Raw genomic sequence first — 22,116 nt, forward strand, 5'->3', positions numbered from 1 at the left:
TATGCACAGTTATGCACAGTGCTGTATATTTACTACACTGTTTAAATGCTCAATAAACGCTATCTAATGATTTTATTTAAGCGATTGTTAATAATATGTTTTTTTGTTTGTGTTTTTTATATCACGCTGATTTTTAAGGGTTTTTAAACCTTGTGTGTGGGTACATAAAACGGTAACATTAATCTATTAGTTTAAGCTTAGTTAATTGCTTGACAATAAACTAACAATGTTTAGACTACTCTTGGTCTGATTAGTAGTCACTTAGGTGACGGCCTATGGTGCATGATCAGCCATAAATATAAAGGGAACAATGAAAGTTCCTGTTTCATGAAACTTTGGAGAATAAAAAATGTTTAAGAAAACTTTATTAGCGCTAGCGCTAACTGGTGTTGCTGGTGTTGCTAATGCTGGAGAACTTACTGTAGCTGGTGGCTCTAAAAATATTTCAATCGAAGGTAATGCAACAACTGCCGCAGCTGGTAAATTACAAGCTGCTGATTTTGGTGATGTTACTCTAGATGTTGGTAGTGATTACATTGTAAATGACCTTGTTGTTGTTACAGTTTCTGGCGCAACTTTTGATAAAACAGTAACTCCTACAGCTGTTCCTACAGCTGGTACAGCTACTTTTTCTTTCGTTGATTTTTCAAGCGACAACACAGTTCGTTTCCGCGTATCAACTGCTAACCACTTAGCTGCTAACGATATCACAATTGCAGGTTTCCAGCTTTTATCTGGTTCACCAGCTAACAAGCAAAAGGTTCAATTTTCTTCAAATGCGATCTCAGTTAACCCGTTGATTGGTAACTATGATGCTGCTAAAGCTGTTGATTTAGGTATGTTTGTAAATCAAGTAGCTTACACTGTAACTAAGCTTGATGGTGTTGTTGCAACTGGTAAAGGCCGTGCAGAATTCACTACAGGTCTTACTGATGTATTAACACTTGCTGCTACAAACGATAGTGCTGCGATTGATGGAATTACTCTTACTAAAGAAACTCACGTAATTAAAGGTAACTTCTCTTACCTTGCTGATTACGACCTTGCTGCAAACGGCGGTGACGCTGATGGTGTTGTTGAAGCTGCTGAACTAGCTAACGCTTTTACAACAACTGGTTTTGGTGCTGCTAAACTTTCTGTTGATAAAGGCTTATCTACATTAACAATTACAGATGCTACATTACCAGCTGCAAGTTCAACTGTTACGTTTAATGTAATTGGCGCAACTAAGAAAGGTTCTGTAATTACTGCACCTCAGTCTTTCACAGTTGAGTCATCTGTTGCTGATGCTACAACTACTATTCCTTTCTCAGCAGTTTCTGCTGGTTCTTGGACTTTAGATGGTTCTACAGATGATATCGAGCTTATGCCATTTGGTTCTGAGTACTCTCAGTCAATCACAGTAGCTAACCGTGGTACTGTTGAAGGTGTTATCACTGTAACACTTAAAGCTGACGGCAAAACATACGTAAAAGAACTAACTCAAGTTGCTTCTGCTAACTCTGTAACTAACATCAGCCTAGAAGTAGCTGCTTTCGCTGCTGAATCTGGTGTAACTGGTAATGCTCACATTAACGTTGTTGTTAACGCTCCTGCAGCTAACATCGGTGTTAAAGGTGTTTACTACCATAAAAAATCTGCTGACCGTGTACTAACTCACTAATACTGAGTTTATACATAAACCAGTTGGTTTATTAAAAAAGCGAGCTTAGGCTCGCTTTTTCAATTGTGAATTTTAAATGCTTAATTTTTAATTAAAGACAATTCACAATTCACCCCTTACCATTTAAAATTCAAAATTCACAACCCTCCCGTTGTTTGCTACACTGCCCCACCTTTTTGTTTTATGAGTGATCGCTTTGAAATACCCCATTGTAAAGCCCTTTTTACCCCCGTTAAATAACTATACAGCACACATTGCATCGGTATTTGAGCGCAACTGGCTTACTAATAATGGCCCGTGTTTGCAAAAGCTTGAACAGCAACTTGCTGAGTATTTTAATGTTGAGCACCTATTACTGGTTGCTAACGGTACATTAGCATTGCAAGTGGCGTTTGCGGCACTTAATATTGACACTAACAAAAGCGCTTGTGTGTTAACAACCCCCTTCTCATTTGCAGCGACGGCCAGCTCGCTATGTTTTGCAAACCTGACCCCTGAGTTTATTGATATTGACCCTGCCACCTACAATATAGATATAACAAAAGCCAGTGAGGCACAGTTAAATAACGCAACGGCTATTTTAGGGGTGCATGTATTTGGTAATCCATGCGATGTAGCGGGTATTGAACGCGCTGCCAAACAGCATAATTTAAAAGTTATTTACGACGCGGCTCATGCTTTTGCCAGCGATATTAAAAATACTGGCAATGATATGGCTATAACAAGCGTATTGCACAAAGGTGATGCAGCGACATTGAGTTTGCATGCCACAAAGTTGTTTCATAGTGTTGAAGGCGGTGCGATTATTTTTAAGCACAAAGCCGATTATTTAAAAGCAAAGCAGTTAATTAACTTTGGCTTTGATGCACAACAATACCCTGAATTTGTAGGTATAAACGCCAAAATGAGCGAAGTACACGCTGCTATGGGGTTAAGTGTATTTGAGCACCTTGACCATATAACGTCGTGGCGCCAGCAATTAAGTAAGCGTTACACTGAACGATTAAAAGCAATAAATACCGTACAGTTACAAGTTTGGCACTGTGATGGTAATAACAATGGCGCTTATATGCCGGTGGTTTTTGAATCACAAACCCTACTACTAAAAGTGCAGGCGGCGCTCACTGAGGTGGGCGTGCAAACTCGTCGTTATTTTTACCCAAGTTTGAGCCAAGTCCCAGCGTATGGCATGCGCGGAGATACCCCACTTGCAAATAGCCTTAGCGAACGTATTTTGTGCTTGCCTATGTTTACAGACTTAACCCTCGATGGCGTAGACGAAATATGTGATCATTTAATGACTGTGCTTAATGACTGTGCTTAAGGCCAGTGCTTAAGCTGTTTTAGGTTGATATTACAAGGCGTTTAATATGGCAATATATACACAACAAGCATTGCTTGATTTAGGTTTTTTGCGTGTAGGCAAAAATGTACGTATTTCTACGCAGGCCTCATTTTACGGGGTAGGCTCAATTAGCCTAGGTGATAACGTACGTATTGACGACTTTTGTGTAATCAGCGCAGGTAAGGGCGGGATTTTTATAGGCAGCCATGTACATATTGCGGTGTTTAGTTCATTAATAGGCGCGGGTAAAATCAGTATTGATGATTTTTGTAATATTTCCTCCAGAGTGTCTATTTATTCAAGCAGTGACGATTACTCGGGCGAGTACTTAACTAATCCCACAGTGAATGAGCAGTTTACTAACGTAGAACATGGCCCTGTAACGCTCAAAAAACACGTTATTGTGGGGGCTGGCTGCGTTATTTTACCCAATGTAGTACTTGATGACGGTGTTGCTCTTGGCGCATTAAGCTTGGTTAATCGAGATTTACAGCCTTGGGGTATTTACGCCGGACAACCTGCGAAATATATAAAACCGCGCAGTAAAAATTTACTTAATTTAGAACCTGCATTTTTAACGCATTATAATAGCGAGCAATAATGAGCCTACGCTATGAGTAAAGCTATATGAGTAAAGTTATATGAAACAGGTTATTCATGTGTTTGCCGACACACCACATCATTATTTTCCCATGCAGCAATTTTTTAATGTGCAGTGCAAGCCCAATTGTAGCCAAGTATTTTGGGTTAAATCAGCGCAGAGCGTTGATGGTTTTGTAACCTATGCAGATAATGCAGAGTTGTTTGCTTTGCTTAACGGCTTAACTAAAGCCGATAACGTGGTATTTCATGGTGTGTTTGATATGCACATATGGAAAAAGTTACTTTTTAGCCCTGTTACTAAACGCAGTAGCTGTGTGTTGTGGGGCGCAGAATTATATAGGCACACTAAAGCAGGGCGCACTATTAAGCAGCGTATTGTGCATGTATTGCATGCATTGGTTATTAATCGTTTTAATCACGTTTTTGCATTAAATCCAGGCGATGCTCAGCTTGCTAAACAGGTTTTAAAACGTAAAACAGTTGACGTATTGCCTTATCCACTTATTGGTATGCAGGTTCAGGAAGCAGCGACCAGCGCTAATTTTACCCAGCAACCTTTAAAAATCTTGCTGGGTAATTCGGCTGCCTCAAGCAATAATCATATTGAAGCCTTGGATAAGCTATCCCATTTAGCGGGGTGTAATATACAAATAATAATGCCGCTTAATTACGGCGGTGAAGCTCACTATGTTGAACGCGTTATTAGCCATGCTAATGCACTATTTGCTAATAAAGCAGTGGCTATTACAAACATGTTAAGCAAAGCGCAATATGACGATTTATTAAACGACGTTAATATTACTGTATTTGCTCAGCAAAGGCAGCAGGGACTATATGTTGCGTATGCAATGTTGCTTATGGGTAAGCCTTTATTTTTACTGGCGAGCACGTCAAGCTACAGCAATTTAACGTCGTTAGGTTTTGACGTGTATAAAACACAAACATTACCAGCGCTTAGTTTTGATGAGCTTGCACAGTTAGCAAGCAAGCAAAATAGTAAAAATGCAGATTTAATGCAGCAGCATTTTACCGAGCAGGCTCTGGCCCCTAAATGGCGAGCAATGTTGCAAAGTTTGTATGAAGAAGCCTAGATTTATGTGCCCGATTTTTATTGAGAAAAATACATGAGCGTAGCGCGTGATGCGTTAAGTGGGGTGTCGTGGACGGCCTCATCAACGCTTATTAAGGGGTTGTTACAGTTAGTTCAGTTAATAGTGCTGGCGCGCTATTTAACGGCTGCTGAGCTGGGTGTGCTGGCAATAGTGCAATTGGTGGTTAGCTTTGCACAAATTTTTGGTGATGCGGGTATTTCTAATGCCCTTATTTTCCATAAAAATTTAGTTAAAGACCAGCTTAATCAGTTATATATAGTAAATGTATTGCTGGGGTTATTTATTTCGGTTGTGGTGTTTGCAATGGCGTTTCCTATGGCGCTATTTTTTGATATGCAGGCACTAACATTGCTGTTGTGGTATTTATCGCCGGTATTTTTAATTCGTAGTTTTGGCCAGCAACCTTTGGCTTTACTACAACAAGCTATGCGGTTTAATAGCATTGCTAAAATAGAGGTATTTGCCAGTGTTGTAAGTTTTACCGTACTCATTGTGTTACTTGCCTTTGACTTACGCTTGCTTTCGGTGGTGGTATCGCAGTTGTTAAATGCGTTGCTTCTTAGTGGTTGTTTACTTATTGGTTTTGCACATTTACGACCAAAGCTTACGCGTTTGCGTATACACAGTATTATTGAGCCAATCAAATATGGTTTGTACCAAACCGGTGAGAGCTTTATAAATTTTATAAGTGCTCAACTAGATCAGCTTTTAATTGGTAAGTTATTGGGTGCTGAGGCGTTAGGTATTTATGCTTATGTAAAAGCATTAGTGTTTAGGCCTGCCTTGCAGCTTATAAATCCGGTGGTTAATAAAGTCGCGTTTCCGTTGATGGTTAATCATCAACATACACACAGTTTAGCGCTGTTATATAGCATGATTTTACGTTTGCTTAGCTTAATTAATATTCCTCTGTATAGCCTTGTTGCGTTATTTCCGAATTTAGTTTTGAGTTTCACTTTTGGTGAGCAATGGCTTGAACATGCTCAGCTACTGCGTTGGCTGGCTTTGTACATGTTAATAATTTCAATGATGAATCCTATTGGGGTGCTTTTAAGAGCCAGTGGTAACGTTAAACGTGGTTTTTGGTGGAATATGGGAGTAACAATTGTCCGGCCATTGATTATTGTGTTTAGCATTGAGTCGGGCATTGTTGAAATGGTTAAGATGTTGGTGTTATTGCAAGTTGTATTATTTGTATTGCATTGGCTGTATTTAATAAAACCAGTTAGCGGCCTGTCGGCAGCACGTTTGTGTTTATCACTTGCGCCGGCTGTGCTGGCATTTGCTATGGTGTCGTTGTTTGTTTTGGTGTGTGTACAGCCTTTATTAATGTTATCGGCAGTATATTTGTTTGCGTTTATTTGTGTTGGGTATGTGCTTGCTATAGCTCCACAATTAATAAAAGTTTTTAAGTTTATTCGAGGTTCGTAGAATGCCTGGCATAGTAGGTTTTATTAGTAAGAATATATTACCCGATACTCACCCTTGTTTGTCGGAGGTGGCGGGTAAAGTTGCAAGTAGCTGGTGTTTAGAAGGCCAATACCAGCAGCTAATAAAAACAACTGCGGGTATTGCACATCATCACTTTAATAATCAAAATTTAAGTGTTGATATATGGGGAGATGTGTACTCAATTAATGGTACAGATTGCCAGCAAGACGAGGTTGCAGAGCTTGTGGCAAATCAATATTTGATAGGCAACTTAAGTGAGTTATGTAGCCAACTAAATGGCTATTTCACGTTTGTTATTTTTGATAAACAAGCTCAAAAAGTGACATTAGCAACAGATCGCTTTGGCATAAAGCCTCTTTATTTGTGGGCTGATAACCTCGAAGCTAAAGGGTTTGCCAGTGAGCCTAAAGCACTTGCCCTAAATCCCGACTATGTACAACACATTGACCTTGCGGCACTTAAAACATTTGTTGATGTGGGACACATGCTAGGTGAGCAAACTTTGTTTAGCAATATTAAACGCTTAGCACCTGCGTCAATTACAAGTATTGATATTACCAGTTTAGAGTATGACACGGTACGGTATTGGAGTTGGGCTGATATTAAAACAAACAATGCAATGACGTTTGATGAGGCAACAGCGCACGCTTATACCCTGTTTGATAGTGCGGTTGAGCGTTGCATAAAAACAGTTAAGCAACCAACATTGGCTATAACATTAAGTGGCGGGCTTGATTCTCGCGTATTACTTGCAGCTGCAAAACAGCACTTTAAAGGTACAATAAAAACGTACACCTTTGGCGAGGCTGGTTGTGATGATGCTGTACTGGCTGAGCAAGTTGCACAGCTGGCAGGTGTATCGAATCAGTTGGTAAGTATAGATGAGCATAACTGGTTTGATGGCCGTGAGCATGGCGTATGGCTAACCGACGGCCTTAAAAATATGCTACATATGCACGCATTAAGCTCAGTAAGTAATATAGCCGCTGACTCCAATTATTTGCTTAACGGCTATTTAGGGGATGTAACGTTTGGTGGCAGTTACTTATTTGCTCAGGACAAATTATCGCTTAGCCAATCGCAGCGAATCGCAGAGCGTTACTTTGAACACTTACCCAATGCAAATATTACCGATGCCTACTTTGAACACACTAACGATGATCCCATTTTAATTTACAACCGAGGTGTACGTTTTATTGGCGCTGGTAGTGATTTGCTCAGCCATGAACTTCATAATTTTAAGCCGTTTATGGATAACGATTTAGTGGCGTTTTTGTACTCGTTACCAGATGAATATCGCCGCAATGGTAAGCTTTATCATGCGATGTTACTGCGTTATTACCCTGATTACTTTAAAACGATTGCATGGCAGCAAACAGGAAAACCTATTTCGCTGCAATCAACAGATGTTGAACCGGTGAACAACCCGTTAAAGCAACGCCTAGTGGGTTTAATTAAAGGCTCTGTTTTTGAGCGTTTTGCCCGTAAGCTATATCGACGCATTACGCCTAAAAGGCATTATGTTGCGTACGATACTTGGTTGCGAGAGGCTAATTTTAAACGTTATATAAAAAACACATTATGTGATTCAAATAGCGAAGTTAAAAAGTTATTAGGTGATGAATATATTGATAATGTTGTAACCCGTTTTTTTGCTATGGACGATGCAATTAAGCCAGAAAAAATAGGCAGCTTATTAACTGTTGAGCTTTATTTAAAGCGCCTACAGTAATGCCTCAAACAGTAGTGAATATGGTAAACACGGGATTATTTTGCGATAATAACTTGATGTGCTTACAAATTGTATTTGGTGAGCAAATTGTATATGTAAAAAGTAAAGGCTTTTAATGAAAACTATTGTTGTTACTGGTGGAGCAGGGTTTATTGGTAGTGCGTTGATACGCTTTTTAATCAAGGAGACACCGCATAAAGTAATTAATTTAGATAAACTCACTTATGCAGGTAACTTACAATCATTAAAAAGCATTGATAGCTCAGAGCGTTATACTTTTGTACAGGGCGATATTTGCGATCGGGAAAAGCTGGATAAATTATTTATAACGTACCAGCCAGATATTATCATGCACTTAGCGGCGGAGTCTCATGTTGATCGCTCAATTGATGGCCCTGGTGATTTTATTCAGACTAACATTGTTGGCACATATACATTGCTTGAAGCAACGCGTGCATATTGGGTTTCTTTAAACGAAACTAAAAAACACGCATTTAGGTTTCATCACGTTTCGACCGATGAGGTGTACGGCGATTTACCACATCCAGCAGATATGAAGACTGAAGAGGGAAGTGAGAAGGGGGAAAACGCTTCACAAAATTTACCTTTGTTTACTGAGGAGTCTGCGTATGCGCCTAGTAGTCCGTATTCAGCGAGTAAAGCAAGTTCAGATCATTTAGTAAGAGCATGGCAGCGTACTTATGGCTTACCCGTTGTTATTACTAATTGCTCAAATAACTATGGGCCGTTCCACTTCCCTGAAAAACTTATTCCATTAGTTATTTTAAATGCATTAGAAGGTAAAGACTTGCCTATTTATGGCGATGGTTCACAAATACGAGACTGGCTATATGTAGAGGATCACGCAAGAGCTCTATTCACGGTGGCAACTGCTGGCGAAGTAGGGCATACGTACAATATTGGCGGGCATAACGAAAAGTCAAACCTAGAAGTTGTTAGTACTATTTGTTCCGAGCTAGATAAGCTTATTGAAAAAAAACCACGTAACTTAACATCATTTAAAGAACTAATAACGTTTGTAAAAGACAGACCAGGACACGACAGACGTTATGCAATAGATGCATCAAAAATAGATAGTCAACTTAACTGGCAACCGCAAGAAACGTTTGAGTCGGGTATTAGTAAAACAATAAAATGGTACTTAGAGAACCTTGATTGGTGCAAACAAGTACAAGCCGGAACTTATCAGCGAGAACGTTTAGGAGAAAATACATGAAAGGAATTATCTTAGCTGGCGGGAGTGGTTCAAGGCTCCACCCGATTACGCTTGGCGTGTCTAAGCAGATTTTACCTATTTACGATAAACCGATGATTTATTATCCACTGTCGGTATTAATGCTTGCTGGCATTAAAGATATTTTGATCATTACAACCCCGCAAGACCAAGCTCAATTTCAAGCTCTACTCGGTAATGGTAGTAATTTTGGTATAAATCTAACGTATGCAATTCAAGAAAAACCTGAAGGGTTAGCTCAAGCATTTATAATTGGTGAGGACTTTATTGGTCAAGATTCAGTATGTTTGATTTTAGGTGATAACATTTTTTATGGCGCTAATTTTTCACCTAAATTAAAAGCGATGGCAAAAATTGAGCAAGGGGCTTGTGTTTTTGCTTATCAGGTTAACGATCCTGAGCGTTTTGGTGTGGTTGAAGTTGACGAGAGTTTTAATGGTATTTCTATAGAAGAAAAACCAGAGAAACCTAAGTCTAATTATGCTGTTACAGGACTCTATTTTTATGATAATTCAGTAATACAAAAAGCGAAGCAAGTTGAACCTTCAGCTCGTGGAGAATTAGAAATTACTGCAATTAACCAAGCTTATTTAGAAGATAAAAACTTAAAAGTCGAAGTACTAGGGCGTGGGTTTGCGTGGCTTGACACTGGCACTCACGATAGCTTAATGGAGGCGTCGTTGTTTGTTCAAACGGTTGAAAAACGACAAGGCTTTAAAATCGCCTGCCTACAAGAAATTGCTTATACACAAGGTTGGTTAACAAAAGATGCACTTGTGGCGCAAGGACATGCACTTAACAAAACGGGTTATGGTCAGTACCTTTTAAAGCTGGCGGCAGGAACACACTAATGGCTCAAAATTTAAATCAGTTTTCGACACAAAACTCAGGAAATACAAACGCACTTGATCTTATTGAGCTGTGGCTAATTTTATGGAATAAAAAATGGCTGATTATTGCACTTTCTTTTTTATGCTGTGCGAGCGTGTTAGCATTTTCCTTAACGTTACCAAATATGTATAAATCGTCGGTACTACTTTCTCCTCAAAAACAGCAAGAAGGCGGTGGATTGTCTGCTTTAGCCGGAGAGTTTGGCGGCTTAGCGAGTGTGGCGGGCATTAATTTAGGCGGGTCTAGTGATGAAACGGGGGTTTACTTAGAAGTTATTAAGTCGAAAGATTTTTTATATGAATTTATCGAAAATAATAATGTAAAAGTAAATTTATTTGCTGCCAAAAAGTGGGACAAAGATAGTGAAACGCTGGAGCTTGACGACAGTGTTTATAAAAATGGTCAGTGGTTAGTAGATGAAAAAACACAGGAAACCTTTGAACCGACTCTTTATGAGGCATACGAGCGTTTTTTGAAAAGCCTGACCATAGAACAAGATAAAGTAACAGGGTTGGTAGAAATTTCGTTTGAGCACATAGACCCTCGTGTTTCTAAAGTGTATGTAGAGAATATAGTTACATTAATTAATAAATCGGTAAGAGAGCGAGAAATCGCAGAAAACAAAGAAAGTATTAAATATTTAAATGAAGAGCTAACCAATACAAATATTGCTGAAATGCAAAATGTTTTTTACACCATTATTGAAGAGCAAACCAAAGCGATGCTATTGGCTAAAGTGAGAAAAGAATTTGCTTTTAAAGTAATAGAAAGTCCGATTATAGAAGAGCAAAAATCATCGCCTAATAGAGCGGTTATTTGTATTTTAGGTGCTGCTTTTTCGGTGTTTTTTATATGTATTATGGTTTTGTTAGTTCATTTTATTCGTGATAATAAAGCTACAAATGCACGCGCTTAACTTATGCATTTGTGGCCAGCTACAGTGAATACTAGTAATAGTATAAATACAGTTAATAGCAATAATAGTAATGACGCTAAGTTGTATATATCTGGCTGCCTATTACTTTTAAGCTGGCTGCTTTTACCATTTGTTTTTTGGTTACTAGGGTTGTTTTTATATGCATTTTCAGTAAAGAAAACACGCTTAGATAGTTTGCTAGTTGCTGCAGTGTCTGTTTCACTGAGCATACTTATTGCGTCTAGGTACATTGGCTATTTGTGGAACGGTTCCGATGATATGCCATCGTATTTAATGGCGTACGATCGCTATGATGAACTCTCAAGTATGCTCAGTGTATCGTTACTTTACGCTAAACATGGTGATGCTTTATTTGGACTTTATAGCTGGGCTGTAGCATGGTTAACCGATAACGATATTTTTACATATTATTTTTTATCCGTGTTAATCACTTATGGATTAATTTGGAAATTTTGTAAATTAGTTGATGGGCCAAGTCCGCTATTATGTTTTTTACTGATTATTCTATTTTATAAGTTTTTTCAGTTTCAATGGCATTTGATCCGCACATGTATGGCAGTTCCTATTTTACTTATGGGAATATGGTATGCGCAAAAAAATAAAAAGTATGGCAGCCTTATCTTTATTTTAGGAGGGCTTGTTCATTTTTCTACATTTGTTTTATTACTTCCTTTGCTGATTTTTAGTAAGCATTTAACTCGCCGTTGGAGTGCATCACAACTTATTGTTATGTTTTTAGGGTTTGTATTGGCGGCTCTAGCGGGGGTTGTTGCTATTAAAATACTCGGCTCAGTTGTTAATAATTATATGGTGAATAAAATTCTGACGCGATTAGTGTTTGAGCCTAACTTTTCAAAGCTCCCTTCGTTGTTGTTTTTTATTGTTGTGAACCTTATTGCACTACCCGGTTATTTAAAAACCAATAATGTTGCTTATTTAAGGTTGTTTAACATGATGAGTTACTTAACCTTACTCAGTACAGTGGCACTGTTTTTTATAGGTGAGGAGTTGCATCGTATTTTTCTACCTTTGTACTTACTTTACGCACCTATGCTACTTTTTGCTTTGCAATATATACAACCTAAGTCGATCACTGGCGTCTTTTTATTTTTACTGATGGGCTTTCATATAGCTGCATTTTCTTATGTGGTATTAATAAATGAGAGTAAATTCTTTTATAAAGGCGATAAACACAGTCACCCACTAGAAAGGCGTGGCTTTGATTATCTTGTGATGTTTAAGCGTTATTGGAACACTGAAGTTATTTATTACGATGGATACCGTAATAAATAGTCGTACACCTTTATTTAGGTTAAATATGAATAAATTAGTTACAGTTATAATACCTACCTTTAAGCGCGCTGAGGCTTTGTCGAAAGCGATTGAAAGCGTTAAGAATCAAACTTATTCATGTTTGGAAATCATTATTATCGATGATAATGATCCCTCAGGTGAAGACAGACGCTTAACAGCTGATGTTATGGCTGGATACGCTAATGATGAGCGTATTCATTATTTACGTCACGATAAAAATAGCGGTGCTTGTCAAGCTAGGAATACTGGCTTAGAGGCTGCCAAAGGTGAGTATGTTGCCTTTTTAGACGACGACGATTTGTGGATCGACACCAAGCTAGCAACTCAAGTAGCTGCTTTGAGCTCAAGTGATGCAAAAATTTGTTATTCAGATATGTTTTTAGAATATCAAGGCTGGAAACGGTATTTTAAATGTGTAAGCGATGATGATTTTTATTTGTCTTTGCTAAAGCAAGGGTTTGGTATTTGTACTTCCGTTTTACTTATATCAACAACGGCTATCCGCTCAATTAATGGCTTTGATAGCAGCTTACCTAGCATGCAAGACTATGATTTATTACTTCGACTAGCAAAAAAATACAAAGCTATACATATTGCGCAGCCTCTGATCACCTATCAGTTGGCGGATGATGGCATATCGTGTAACCCCGTTTCAAAAGCAAATGGGCATAGGGCGGTTATTGCTAAATATGAGGCTGAGTATATAAGTTTAGGCTTAAAGAAAGGCCTTGCGCGTCAATATGAAAGCCTTGCTGATTTTGAGCTAAGAAGTGGTAATCGTACTACTGCGATAACACATTATTTTAAAGCCCTAAAAATGTCACCGCTATCGATGCGCGTATTTGCGAAACTGGTACTTGGCAGTATTTTTGGTAAAAAGCCACTTGAGTACTATTTATTGAAACGTCAGCAGCGTTCTTCAGTCAGTATGGCTACTTCGGATTATTAAGGGGCGTTTGATGCGTGGCATGTATATTAATTGCGATAAAGAACGACTCCCGTCGTCACTTTATTTGACTAAAAACAATAGTCGTATTTTCGATTTTCCACAAGCGTGTAGAGTCACCGGTTGCATTGTATATGACGAGGAAAATTGGTCGCAATTACCGTATGAGCAAATAGAGCATAATATTTTTATTATGTCAGGCTGGTTTATTTATAAAGAGCAGCTAAACCCATTAACTCTTTTAGCTAATGATATTGTGGCACAAGGAATTGACGTTTTAAATAATGTTTTGACTGGTGTGTTTACGCTTTTTTGGCAGAATGAGCACGAAGAGTTTGTTTTTACCGATCCGCTTGGTTTATCAACGCACTTTATTGATAAGTTATCGACTCAGTTACGTGTTGCCCCTAGCGTTAAAGTGTTAAAAAATGATTCGCATCATCTCAACCATGACATGCAATGTATTTTAAATAAAAAAAACCACTTGTTTGGTAATTACACTCTTTTTGATGGCTTACAGAGGCTAACACCAGGGAGTTGTGTTGGAGTGATGAGTGAGCGCTCTTATTTTGTATTTCATGAAGCTAAGCCTTTAGATTCGTTAGCTGACGCTGTTAAAAAGTTAACTTCACTTTGGCAAGAGAACTCTAAAATATTACCTATCAGTAGCGGCCTTGATTCTAGGTATTTATTGGCAAATGGCACTTATAAATATGGCTTTACTTATGGACCAGATCACTCACCAGAGAGAGAAATAGCTGCCAGCTTTAGTGAGGATTTTAAAACGTATTTAGCTTTTGATTATAGTGAGCAACCATTACATGAACAAGAGCAGGCTATTTTAGATGAAATGGCTTTTGGCACACTCAACCCTATTCCAAGGCTATTAACTAATTATAGTTTTGTCGCGCAACACTTTGAACAAGCAAAAATATTTTTTGATGGTTATTTAGGTGATTTATTTCAGCGTGGCACTTATATAAATTTTAAAGGCAAAAGAGGTGAAGTTTTAAAGTTATTTCCATTTATTTATAGTGTGATTAATTTTAAGGCAAAAACTTTAATGCGTTTAAGGTACAAAGAGTTAACCGATAAAGAATTTACTATTTTGTGGCAAGACTTTGTTCAACGTACAGATAGCCTAGCGTTAACGGATTACCAAAAAGTGACTTATTATGAGTTTTTATATGGGCGAGGTGGCAGATATACTATTTTTGGCAGTAATATTTTAGCTGCGCAATTTTTTACTGTTGTTTCACCTTTTGCTGCAAGGGGGATCTTTGATTCTTTTATACAGCAAGATTACGCTAAAGCGGTTCGCTACCGAGCGCTTAAAAAAATATGGAGAAAAGTGGCTGTAAAGTATAAAAAAATCAAAGTTGAATCAGGATATACTCCACTTTCAAACCCCGTAACAATTCCATCTATACAATTGATTTATAGGCTAATGTTTCATTTTATTCCATCACGTGCAAACTACGGTGTAAAAAGTAAGCGCATGGAAAATAATAAAAAATGAAAAAAGCAATACGTGTATTACTGCTCTCTAATATGGGGCCAAGCAAAAATAAACCTAATTCAGGTCGATTTATAATGAATCAGTATACTAGCTTAAAAAAGTATACTGATTTAGATATGAATTACTTTTATCTAGACCAAGAAGAGAAGTCTGGTTTATTACGCTTATTTCGTTATCCTTTTTTTTACTTTCGCTTTTTGTTTAAGTATATTTTTTCGATGAAGAAACTAGACATTATTCATGTTCATTTTTTTTTCCCTAATGTCTTATTAGCTATCACTTATAAAATGCTAAGAAATTGGAAAGTTAAAATTATAGTAACTTTTCATGGCAGTGATATTTATAGTTATTATCCTCCCAGTAGAGTATATAAAAAGTGTATTGATTTTGTTGATGAGTCAATTTTTGTAAGTGATAAATTAAAAGAACGATTTTTTAAACAAGTGCCTTGTACGGTACAAAGCGCTGGCGTAAATGATATTTTTTATCAAAAACATGAAAAATGTACTTTTAAAGACAAGCAGTTTGATGTTGTGTTCGTTGGGCAGCTTGATAAAAATAAAGGAATAGAAAGGCTAAAAGAGATTTTACTAACATTTCCTTGTAAAATACGAGTTGCAATTGTTGGCGCTGGAAATAGTGAATTTATAGAGCAGGTTAAAAATAATCAAGATGTGAGTATTTCATATTTCAGTAGCTGCACTCCACAGCAACTGGTTACAATTTATAACTCAAGCTTAATATTAATAAACTTGTCATATAATGAGTCGTTTGGTTTAGTGATGAGTGAGGCGATGGCATGCGGTGCCTTAGTTGTTGCTACTCGAACCGATGGAGCTTGTACACAAGTAGTAGATGGAAAAAATGGTTTTTTAATACCAAATCAAGACGATAGTGTTTGTTCAAGTGCTATTAATGCAATACAACATATATTGAGCATGCAAGATGAGCAGTATACAAAGATGAGCGATAGTGCAATTAGTTCGGCACAAAAATATCGTTTATCAGTAGTTACAGAGCAAATATTTAATATGTACGCCAAGTTACAAGCGAAAAACGTTAATGATAAATAAAGTAAATGTAGGCGGTATTGATGTTGCTGCTTATCAATCTATAGATGAACTTATAAATTCATCTATATTGACAGTCGAAGGTGTGCAACCTGGCGTGGGTATCGCAATTAATCCTGAAAAAATAATGGCGGCAAAAAAAGATCCTCTCCTGATGAGTATTTTACAAAGCGCGACACTTCGTTATCCAGACGGAGTCGGCGTATCGTACGTTATGTCTAGGCGTTTGAATTCTAAAGTAGCACGGATCCCAGGTTGCGAATTGTGGGAGCGACTAATGGTTCGCTCTATTGAGCAACAAGCGCCAGTTTTCTTACTAGGTGCTACGCAAAGCACGGTTTCACAAACCAGCGAAAAACTAATAGCATTAGGTGTAAATATTGTTGGTTGCAAGGATGGTTATTTTACTAAAGAGCAGCAACAATCAGTGATTGATGAAATTGTTGGCTCAGGTGCTAAAATAGTCAGTGTAGCATTAGGTTCACCACGCCAAGAGTTGTTTATTTTTGAATGTTTAAAATATGCTCCTGATACTTTTTTTATGGGTGTAGGCGGTACATATGACGTTTTCACAAATAAAGTTAAACGTGCGCCTCACTTTTTTAGAACCTTAAACTTAGAATGGCTATTTAGATTATTGTCACAGCCTTCGCGCTTACTTCGCCAAGGCAATCTGGTTAAATATGTTTATTACTATTTAACAAAAAAAATGTAAAGGTTGATTAATAAAGCGCTGATTTTTGTTATTTCTACATATTTAATTGATTTAAAGTACATTAATTTTTAAGCACGAGATGTTATACCCATTATATTAAATGAATGAGTGTGGCACATAATCCATACGGTGATGGCTTATTGAGTATGCGTATTATTAATAGCCTACTGAATGAATAGCCTAAGGGAATAAAGATGAAAATAGCTGTAGTTGGCACCGGGTATGTGGGCCTTTCTAATGCGATGCTTTTATCTCAAAATAATCAAGTTGTAGCGCTTGATATAGATGAGAAAAAAATAGCGTTATTAAATAACCAGCAATCTCCAATAATTGATGAGCAAATTGAGCTTTATTTAAAACGCACCGATTTAGATTTTACAGCGACGACTGATAAGCACCTCGCTTATACCAATACAGATTACGTGATTATTTCAACACCTACAGACTATGATGCAGAGACTAATTACTTTAATACTAGCTCAGTAGAGGCTGTAATTACTGATGTGCTTTCTATAAACCCAGGTGCTGTAATGGTTATTAAATCAACGGTTCCTGTTGGATTTACGGAGTCTGTAAAAGAAAAATTTAACTGTAATAATATTATTTTTTCGCCTGAATTTTTACGAGAAGGCAATGCGCTTCACGATAATTTGTACCCGTCTCGTATTGTGGTAGGTGAGCAAAGTGAGCGTGCTAAAGTCTTTGCTAAACTACTAGAGCAAGGTGCTATTAAGCAAAATATAGACATTTTATTTACTGGTTCAACCGAAGCTGAGGCGATTAAGCTTTTTTCAAATACCTATTTGGCTATGCGGGTCGCCTATTTTAATGAGTTAGACAGCTATGCAGAGTCTCATGGTTTGGATAGTAAGCAGATAATTCAAGGTGTAGGATTAGATCCTCGAATTGGCACACACTACAATAATCCTTCATTTGGCTACGGCGGATATTGTCTTCCGAAAGATACTAAACAACTTCGTGCTAATTATGAAAATGTACCCAATAATATTATTGGTGCAATTGTTGATGCAAATACAACACGTAAAGATTTTATTGCCAACTCCATAATTAAACGTAACCCTCGCGTTGTGGGTATATACCGACTAGTGATGAAAACGGGCTCAGATAATTTTAGAGCTTCAGCTATTCAAGGTATTATGAAGCGTATAAAAGCTAAGGGGATTGAAGTTGTAGTGTATGAACCAACACTCAACGAAAATGAATTTTACCATTCTCGTGTGATTAAAGATTTAAACGAGTTTAAAAAAATATCCGATGTGGTTGTTGCAAACCGAATGGTTGAGGCGCTCAGTGATATTGTTGATAAAGTTTACACCCGAGATTTATTTGGTAGCGATTAAGCTTTAGGCGAGGTTTTATACCCCGCTTTTTAATGATTTATGCCATATCACAGGAGCAATAAATAAAGTGCTCCTGTAAGTCATATCAAACTCAATCCTTAAATCACTCTCAGCGCTTTTGGCCTCGTAACCTGCTTTTAAACTCTCATTTACTCCCATTCAGCTTAGATCTATCTCATAACTGGTAACTTAATTTAATTGCTTATTTATTTTAAATCAAAGGACTACCTATGAAAGCTGTCATCCCCGTTGCTGGCCTTGGAACGCGAATGTTGCCAATGACTAAAGCGATTCCAAAAGAGATGTTGCCAATTGTTGATAAACCGCTTATCCAATACATAGTAAATGAATGCGTTGCTGCAGGGATAAAAGAGATTGTGTTAGTAACGCACAGCTCAAAAAATGCTATTGAGAATCACTTTGATACGAGTTTCGAGCTTGAAGCAACACTCGAAAAGCGCGTTAAGCGCGTACTACTCGATGAAGTTCGCTCTATTTGCCCACCTGATGTAACCATTATGAGTGTGCGACAAGGCGAAGCTAAAGGGTTAGGGCATGCTATCTTATGTGCTAAGCCAATTGTAGGTAATGATGACTTTGTTGTACTTTTACCCGATGTCATTCTTGATGCTTATACGGCAGATCAAAAAACCGAAAACTTGGCGGCTATGATCAAGCGATTTAGCGAAACTAAGGCGAGTCAGATAATGCTGGAGCCAGTCGCGAGCGATGAGGTTAGTAAATACGGCATTGCAGATATTAACGGTGTACAGCTTAGCCCAGGTGAAAGCGCCGCTATTATGGCAATGGTTGAAAAGCCAACGGTTGAGCTCGCTCCTTCAAACTTAGCAGTGGTTGGGCGTTATGTGCTTAGCAAAAATATTTGGCCACTGTTAGCTAAAACACCGATTGGCGCTGGTGATGAAATACAACTGACTGACGCGATTGACTCACTCATGGCACAAGAAACTGTAGAGGCATTTCATATGAGCGGGCGTTCACATGATTGTGGAGACAAACTTGGTTATTTAAAAGCGATAGTTGAGTACAGTATGCGTGACGATAAGTTAGGTGAGGAGTTTTCTCAGTTTTTATATAATACCAAACTGCATAAATCTTTGATCAATTTAACGAATTAAATTGCACTATAACGTCGTTAAAAATTTTTTATTTAGAGCAACTAGATACAAAAATTTTTGCCTAGTTCTAGCGTAATTTTCTTAACGTTAAATAGACCCCATATATAAGCAGGTTGGTATAACGAAGTAAAGTGACCTATCAAAATCACTACTTTTGCATGGTTTTTTAGCTTATTTTGTAGTTGCAAATAAGAGTCATCAAACTGTCACAAATAGTTAATATTCTATGCGCGCATTCACTATAGGAACTTAGATTTATGCGCGTTTCATCCTTTACTCGGTTATTAGCAATATTGCTGGCTTCGGCAAGCGTTTTATTAGGTTCTACACTGTTTTGGGCGAGCCAAACATTACTTAAACTAGAGCAACAAGATACGGCCTACAGCCAGCTTAAAAATACTATTCTGGTCGATTTAGCAGGGCAGTTAGGTAACTACTTAGACCAAGGTGATAGTCAATATTTAAATCTCGCATCAAATTCAATTGAGTTAATAAAAACCAATCAGTTATCTATACTCCCCAATGACTTAAGCATTAAGCTTGAGCAGCAGCTAACTGCACTCAACGATGATATAAACGGTAAGTATCGAGCGCTTGGCAAGCTCTCAGGCAACGAAACGGCCTTACTCGATAATGCATTGAGGCAAATGACGGGCTCTGCGTCAGCGCTTATCAGTTACGCTACAAAAGCACCACCGCAAAATAGTGATGCACTCAATTACTATACACTGGCCAGTGATTACTATAGCGAAGCTGTTAATTTATCTTTGTTTACTTATCAATTAATCCTTCAGTATGATGAAAGTACTTATCAAAGTTTGCAGCAAAGTGTTAATAATTTAAACCAAGTTGCCAAGTCTATCGATCAACTACCTAACTTAGGTGTAATGAGTGATGTGGATGAAGATGCTTTATTTGTTGACGAAGAGGCCGAAGATTTAGCCGACGAAATAAAGTCAGAGCTGCTGAGTTGGCCAAGTCGTTATCCACGTGATTTATCAAGTACTCTAAAACAAACGCAGCAGCGCGAAAGTGGTTTTAATAATCTGCGCGCACAAATTAGTACACTTTCAAGCACGGTTATAAATGCAGAGCAATTGTTAAAAGTAGAGCAGGGCACTTTAAAACAGCGTGTTTTTTGGGTATTTTGTGTTGCTATAGGCACACTTGTTATATTGGCTGCAGGTGTTTATTTTGTGCAACGAAATCAAGTGCTCACACCATTGAGGCAGTTGCGTGATGGCTTTGCTTTTTTAATTGAGAGCAATGAGCTTAAAAATATTGAATGCAAAAATGAAAAAACGGAAGTGGGCGAAATAGCGCAATATTTTAACCTATTAATTGATCGCCAGCGAAATGAAGCACAAGATCGTGCAGAAATGCTCGAAGTCGTTAACGATTTTATGCAGCAGATGAGTAACCATCTGCAAACGATCAGTCAGCAAACCTCATTAAGTCATGGGCAAGTTGAGCAAAACCAAAATTTGCTAAGCGATATTCAACACATAGGTGAGCAGGTTAATCATATTAACTCCCAAGTTGCTGATAACGCAAAAAGTACCTTTTCAGCAATGGAGCAAAGCTTAGGGTTTTCTCAAAATATGCTCAATGCCAGCTCTGAGACTCAAGAGCGTGTAGAGCATGGCATGCAAAGTATTCAAGAGTTATTAAATGGTGTTGATGGTGTAGGAAAAATAATTGAAATTATTCGAAATATTGCGGATCAAACTAACTTATTAGCACTAAATGCAGCGATAGAGTCAGCAAGAGCTGGCGAGCATGGCCGTGGTTTTGCCGTAGTAGCTGATGAGGTGAGGCAATTAGCGCGTCAAACTCAAGGATCGCTAAGTGACATAAACGATCAGCTCAATTTATTAACTGAAAACTCTCGGGTTGTCTCTGCACAAATATCGGCCTTAGCCGAAGGGGCTCAATTACAAACACAAAATGCCCAAGAGCTAAAGCTGAACTCTGAAGGGGTGGCCGATAATGCGCAAAGTGCAAATAGTGTTGCTTTTGAGGCTATGGCATTAGCTAAGCAGCAAAATAGTTTATTGGATAATTTTAGCCAATCAATGGAGAGTATGAAAGGCCAAGTAAGCGAGTCAAGTTTACTCGTTAACGATATTCAAAACCAACTGCAGCAGCAAATGCAAACGATTAAAGGCAGCCTCAAGTTTTAATTATGGAGACTATCTTTTGAGGTTAAATTTACAGCCGTGTATGTTGTTTTTAGGCAAAGCCTGTATGCTAGGTGCTGTTTATCTTTCGAGGTTGAATTTACTGCAGACTGTTTGGTTTTTAGGCAAGGCATAGCTTATATAGTGTTCCTCACACATAGGCGATAACGCAGCATAAATGCCAAACATGCGCTGCCCCTAGATAGAACAAATTTTAATCCAAAAAGGTCAATAGACCCTGGTTACTCCTATCCCAAGTGTATTAAATTAGTGATTGATTTTACTTGTTAAAATGATCATATTTTTAATGAAGTGGGTACTACAATTTTTTAAGGATTTATGATGATTGAACAAGGCCAAGTACTCCCTGCAATTACTCTGTCGCAGTTAACCGATGATGGTATGAAAACGCTGACTAACAATGACTTATTTGAAGGTAAAAAAGTCGTGTTATTTGCGGTGCCAGGTGCATTTACACCCACTTGTTCTAATGCCCACTTGCCTGAATTTATAACGTTTGCAGATAAAATTAAAGCAAAGGGCGTTGATGCCATTTATTGTGTATCAGTAAACGACGCATTTGTAATGAAAGCATGGGGAGATTCACAAAATGCAGAAGAAATTTTAATGCTAGGTGATGGCGATGCTAGTTTTACTAAGGCATTAGGGCTTGATAAAGATACGGCTGGTTTTGGTGGGATCCGTTCGATGCGTTACGCTATGATAGTTGAAAATAGCGTCGTAATGGGTTTGTTTGTAGAGCAAGACAAAGAATTTGCTGTTAGCCGTGCAGAAGCTATTCTAGAAAAACTATAAATTTAAATATTTCATGTATTTAAGTGATATAAAACCCCGACTTTAACAATCGGGGTTTTCTTTTTA

At 37.9% G+C, this 22,116-nt stretch carries 18 protein-coding genes; all 18 read left to right on the plus strand.

Annotated elements, in window-relative coordinates:
* Window positions 1-349: 349 nt before the first annotated feature.
* The 18 genes from H5119_RS05370 (at window position 350) to H5119_RS05455 (ending at window position 22,050) form a co-directional block, all read left to right on the plus strand.
* Window positions 350-1,663, plus strand: coding sequence for a hypothetical protein (locus tag H5119_RS05370; RefSeq protein WP_182701492.1), 1,314 nt, complete (start codon window positions 350-352; stop codon window positions 1,661-1,663).
* A 196-nt stretch (window positions 1,664-1,859) separates the two neighbouring features.
* Window positions 1,860-2,987 carry a DegT/DnrJ/EryC1/StrS aminotransferase family protein gene (locus H5119_RS05375; protein ID WP_182701493.1) on the plus strand — a complete coding sequence of 376 codons (1,128 nt, stop codon included), beginning with the start codon at window positions 1,860-1,862 and terminating at the stop codon, window positions 2,985-2,987.
* 46 nt (window positions 2,988-3,033) lie between these two features.
* Window positions 3,034-3,609 carry an acyltransferase gene (locus H5119_RS05380; protein ID WP_182701494.1) on the plus strand — a complete coding sequence of 192 codons (576 nt, stop codon included), beginning with the start codon at window positions 3,034-3,036 and terminating at the stop codon, window positions 3,607-3,609.
* A gap of 40 nt (window positions 3,610-3,649) precedes the next feature.
* A complete protein-coding gene (locus tag H5119_RS05385) occupies window positions 3,650-4,702 on the plus strand; it encodes a TDP-N-acetylfucosamine:lipid II N-acetylfucosaminyltransferase (RefSeq protein ID WP_182701495.1) in 1,053 nt (350 codons plus the stop codon).
* 33 nt (window positions 4,703-4,735) lie between these two features.
* Window positions 4,736-6,154, plus strand: a complete 1,419-nt coding sequence (locus H5119_RS05390) for an MOP flippase family protein (protein ID WP_182701496.1) — start codon at window positions 4,736-4,738, stop codon at window positions 6,152-6,154.
* A 1-nt stretch (window position 6,155) separates the two neighbouring features.
* On the plus strand, window positions 6,156-7,907 hold the full coding sequence (locus H5119_RS05395; RefSeq protein WP_182701497.1) for an asparagine synthase-related protein: 1,752 nt from the start codon (window positions 6,156-6,158) through the stop codon (window positions 7,905-7,907).
* 115 nt (window positions 7,908-8,022) lie between these two features.
* The gene (gene rfbB / locus H5119_RS05400; RefSeq protein ID WP_182701498.1) at window positions 8,023-9,144 is read left to right on the plus strand and encodes a dTDP-glucose 4,6-dehydratase; all 1,122 of its coding nucleotides are present in this window, start codon (window positions 8,023-8,025) and stop codon (window positions 9,142-9,144) included.
* Window positions 9,141-10,013, plus strand: coding sequence for a glucose-1-phosphate thymidylyltransferase RfbA (gene rfbA, locus H5119_RS05405; protein WP_182701499.1), 873 nt, complete (start codon window positions 9,141-9,143; stop codon window positions 10,011-10,013). Before rfbB ends, rfbA begins: the two co-directional genes overlap by 4 nt.
* Window positions 10,013-10,969, plus strand: coding sequence for a Wzz/FepE/Etk N-terminal domain-containing protein (locus tag H5119_RS05410; protein WP_182701500.1), 957 nt, complete (start codon window positions 10,013-10,015; stop codon window positions 10,967-10,969). The genes rfbA and H5119_RS05410 overlap by 1 nt, the downstream gene beginning before the upstream one ends.
* Before the next feature lie 24 nt (window positions 10,970-10,993).
* Entirely contained in the window at window positions 10,994-12,283 is a 1,290-nt protein-coding gene (locus H5119_RS05415; RefSeq protein WP_310737439.1) for an EpsG family protein, read from the plus strand.
* Window positions 12,284-12,308: 25 nt separating this feature from the next.
* Window positions 12,309-13,253 carry a glycosyltransferase gene (locus tag H5119_RS05420; RefSeq protein WP_182701502.1) on the plus strand — a complete coding sequence of 315 codons (945 nt, stop codon included), beginning with the start codon at window positions 12,309-12,311 and terminating at the stop codon, window positions 13,251-13,253.
* Between the two features lie 10 nt (window positions 13,254-13,263).
* Window positions 13,264-14,769, plus strand: a complete 1,506-nt coding sequence (locus H5119_RS05425; RefSeq protein ID WP_182701503.1) for a hypothetical protein — start codon at window positions 13,264-13,266, stop codon at window positions 14,767-14,769.
* Window positions 14,766-15,842, plus strand: coding sequence for a glycosyltransferase family 4 protein (locus H5119_RS05430; protein WP_182701504.1), 1,077 nt, complete (start codon window positions 14,766-14,768; stop codon window positions 15,840-15,842). The genes H5119_RS05425 and H5119_RS05430 overlap by 4 nt, the downstream gene beginning before the upstream one ends.
* Window positions 15,832-16,554 carry a WecB/TagA/CpsF family glycosyltransferase gene (locus tag H5119_RS05435; protein WP_182701505.1) on the plus strand — a complete coding sequence of 241 codons (723 nt, stop codon included), beginning with the start codon at window positions 15,832-15,834 and terminating at the stop codon, window positions 16,552-16,554. The genes H5119_RS05430 and H5119_RS05435 overlap by 11 nt, the downstream gene beginning before the upstream one ends.
* 194 nt (window positions 16,555-16,748) lie before the next feature.
* Window positions 16,749-17,915, plus strand: a complete 1,167-nt coding sequence (locus H5119_RS05440) for a nucleotide sugar dehydrogenase (RefSeq protein WP_077536079.1) — start codon at window positions 16,749-16,751, stop codon at window positions 17,913-17,915.
* 230 nt (window positions 17,916-18,145) lie between these two features.
* Complete coding sequence (galU, locus tag H5119_RS05445) at window positions 18,146-19,054, plus strand: UTP--glucose-1-phosphate uridylyltransferase GalU (protein WP_182701506.1); 909 nt, start codon at window positions 18,146-18,148, stop codon at window positions 19,052-19,054.
* Between the two features lie 257 nt (window positions 19,055-19,311).
* On the plus strand, window positions 19,312-21,237 hold the full coding sequence (locus H5119_RS05450; protein WP_182701507.1) for a methyl-accepting chemotaxis protein: 1,926 nt from the start codon (window positions 19,312-19,314) through the stop codon (window positions 21,235-21,237).
* 339 nt (window positions 21,238-21,576) lie between these two features.
* On the plus strand, window positions 21,577-22,050 hold the full coding sequence (locus H5119_RS05455) for a peroxiredoxin (RefSeq protein WP_182701508.1): 474 nt from the start codon (window positions 21,577-21,579) through the stop codon (window positions 22,048-22,050).
* The last annotated feature ends 66 nt before the right edge of the window (window positions 22,051-22,116 follow it).

Source organism: Pseudoalteromonas sp. SG45-5 (genome assembly GCF_014164085.1).
Classification (GTDB): Bacteria; Pseudomonadota; Gammaproteobacteria; order Enterobacterales; family Alteromonadaceae; genus Pseudoalteromonas; species Pseudoalteromonas aliena.

Excerpts from the sequence above, each read along its gene's own strand:
- H5119_RS05455 (WP_182701508.1), top strand. The coding sequence starts at position 21,577 with ATGATTGAACAAGGCCAAGTACTCCCTGCAATTACTCTGTCGCAGTTA.
- H5119_RS05380 (WP_182701494.1), top strand. The coding sequence starts at position 3,034 with ATGGCAATATATACACAACAAGCATTGCTTGATTTAGGTTTTTTGCGT.
- H5119_RS05450 (WP_182701507.1), top strand. The coding sequence starts at position 19,312 with ATGCGCGTTTCATCCTTTACTCGGTTATTAGCAATATTGCTGGCTTCG.
- H5119_RS05390 (WP_182701496.1), top strand. The coding sequence starts at position 4,736 with ATGAGCGTAGCGCGTGATGCGTTAAGTGGGGTGTCGTGGACGGCCTCA.
- H5119_RS05435 (WP_182701505.1), top strand. The coding sequence starts at position 15,832 with ATGATAAATAAAGTAAATGTAGGCGGTATTGATGTTGCTGCTTATCAA.
- rfbA (WP_182701499.1), top strand. The coding sequence starts at position 9,141 with ATGAAAGGAATTATCTTAGCTGGCGGGAGTGGTTCAAGGCTCCACCCG.
- rfbB (WP_182701498.1), top strand. The coding sequence starts at position 8,023 with ATGAAAACTATTGTTGTTACTGGTGGAGCAGGGTTTATTGGTAGTGCG.
- H5119_RS05420 (WP_182701502.1), top strand. The coding sequence starts at position 12,309 with ATGAATAAATTAGTTACAGTTATAATACCTACCTTTAAGCGCGCTGAG.
- H5119_RS05370 (WP_182701492.1), top strand. The coding sequence starts at position 350 with ATGTTTAAGAAAACTTTATTAGCGCTAGCGCTAACTGGTGTTGCTGGT.
- H5119_RS05440 (WP_077536079.1), top strand. The coding sequence starts at position 16,749 with ATGAAAATAGCTGTAGTTGGCACCGGGTATGTGGGCCTTTCTAATGCG.
- H5119_RS05395 (WP_182701497.1), top strand. The coding sequence starts at position 6,156 with ATGCCTGGCATAGTAGGTTTTATTAGTAAGAATATATTACCCGATACT.
- galU (WP_182701506.1), top strand. The coding sequence starts at position 18,146 with ATGAAAGCTGTCATCCCCGTTGCTGGCCTTGGAACGCGAATGTTGCCA.
- H5119_RS05425 (WP_182701503.1), top strand. The coding sequence starts at position 13,264 with ATGCGTGGCATGTATATTAATTGCGATAAAGAACGACTCCCGTCGTCA.
- H5119_RS05385 (WP_182701495.1), top strand. The coding sequence starts at position 3,650 with ATGAAACAGGTTATTCATGTGTTTGCCGACACACCACATCATTATTTT.
- H5119_RS05430 (WP_182701504.1), top strand. The coding sequence starts at position 14,766 with ATGAAAAAAGCAATACGTGTATTACTGCTCTCTAATATGGGGCCAAGC.
- H5119_RS05410 (WP_182701500.1), top strand. The coding sequence starts at position 10,013 with ATGGCTCAAAATTTAAATCAGTTTTCGACACAAAACTCAGGAAATACA.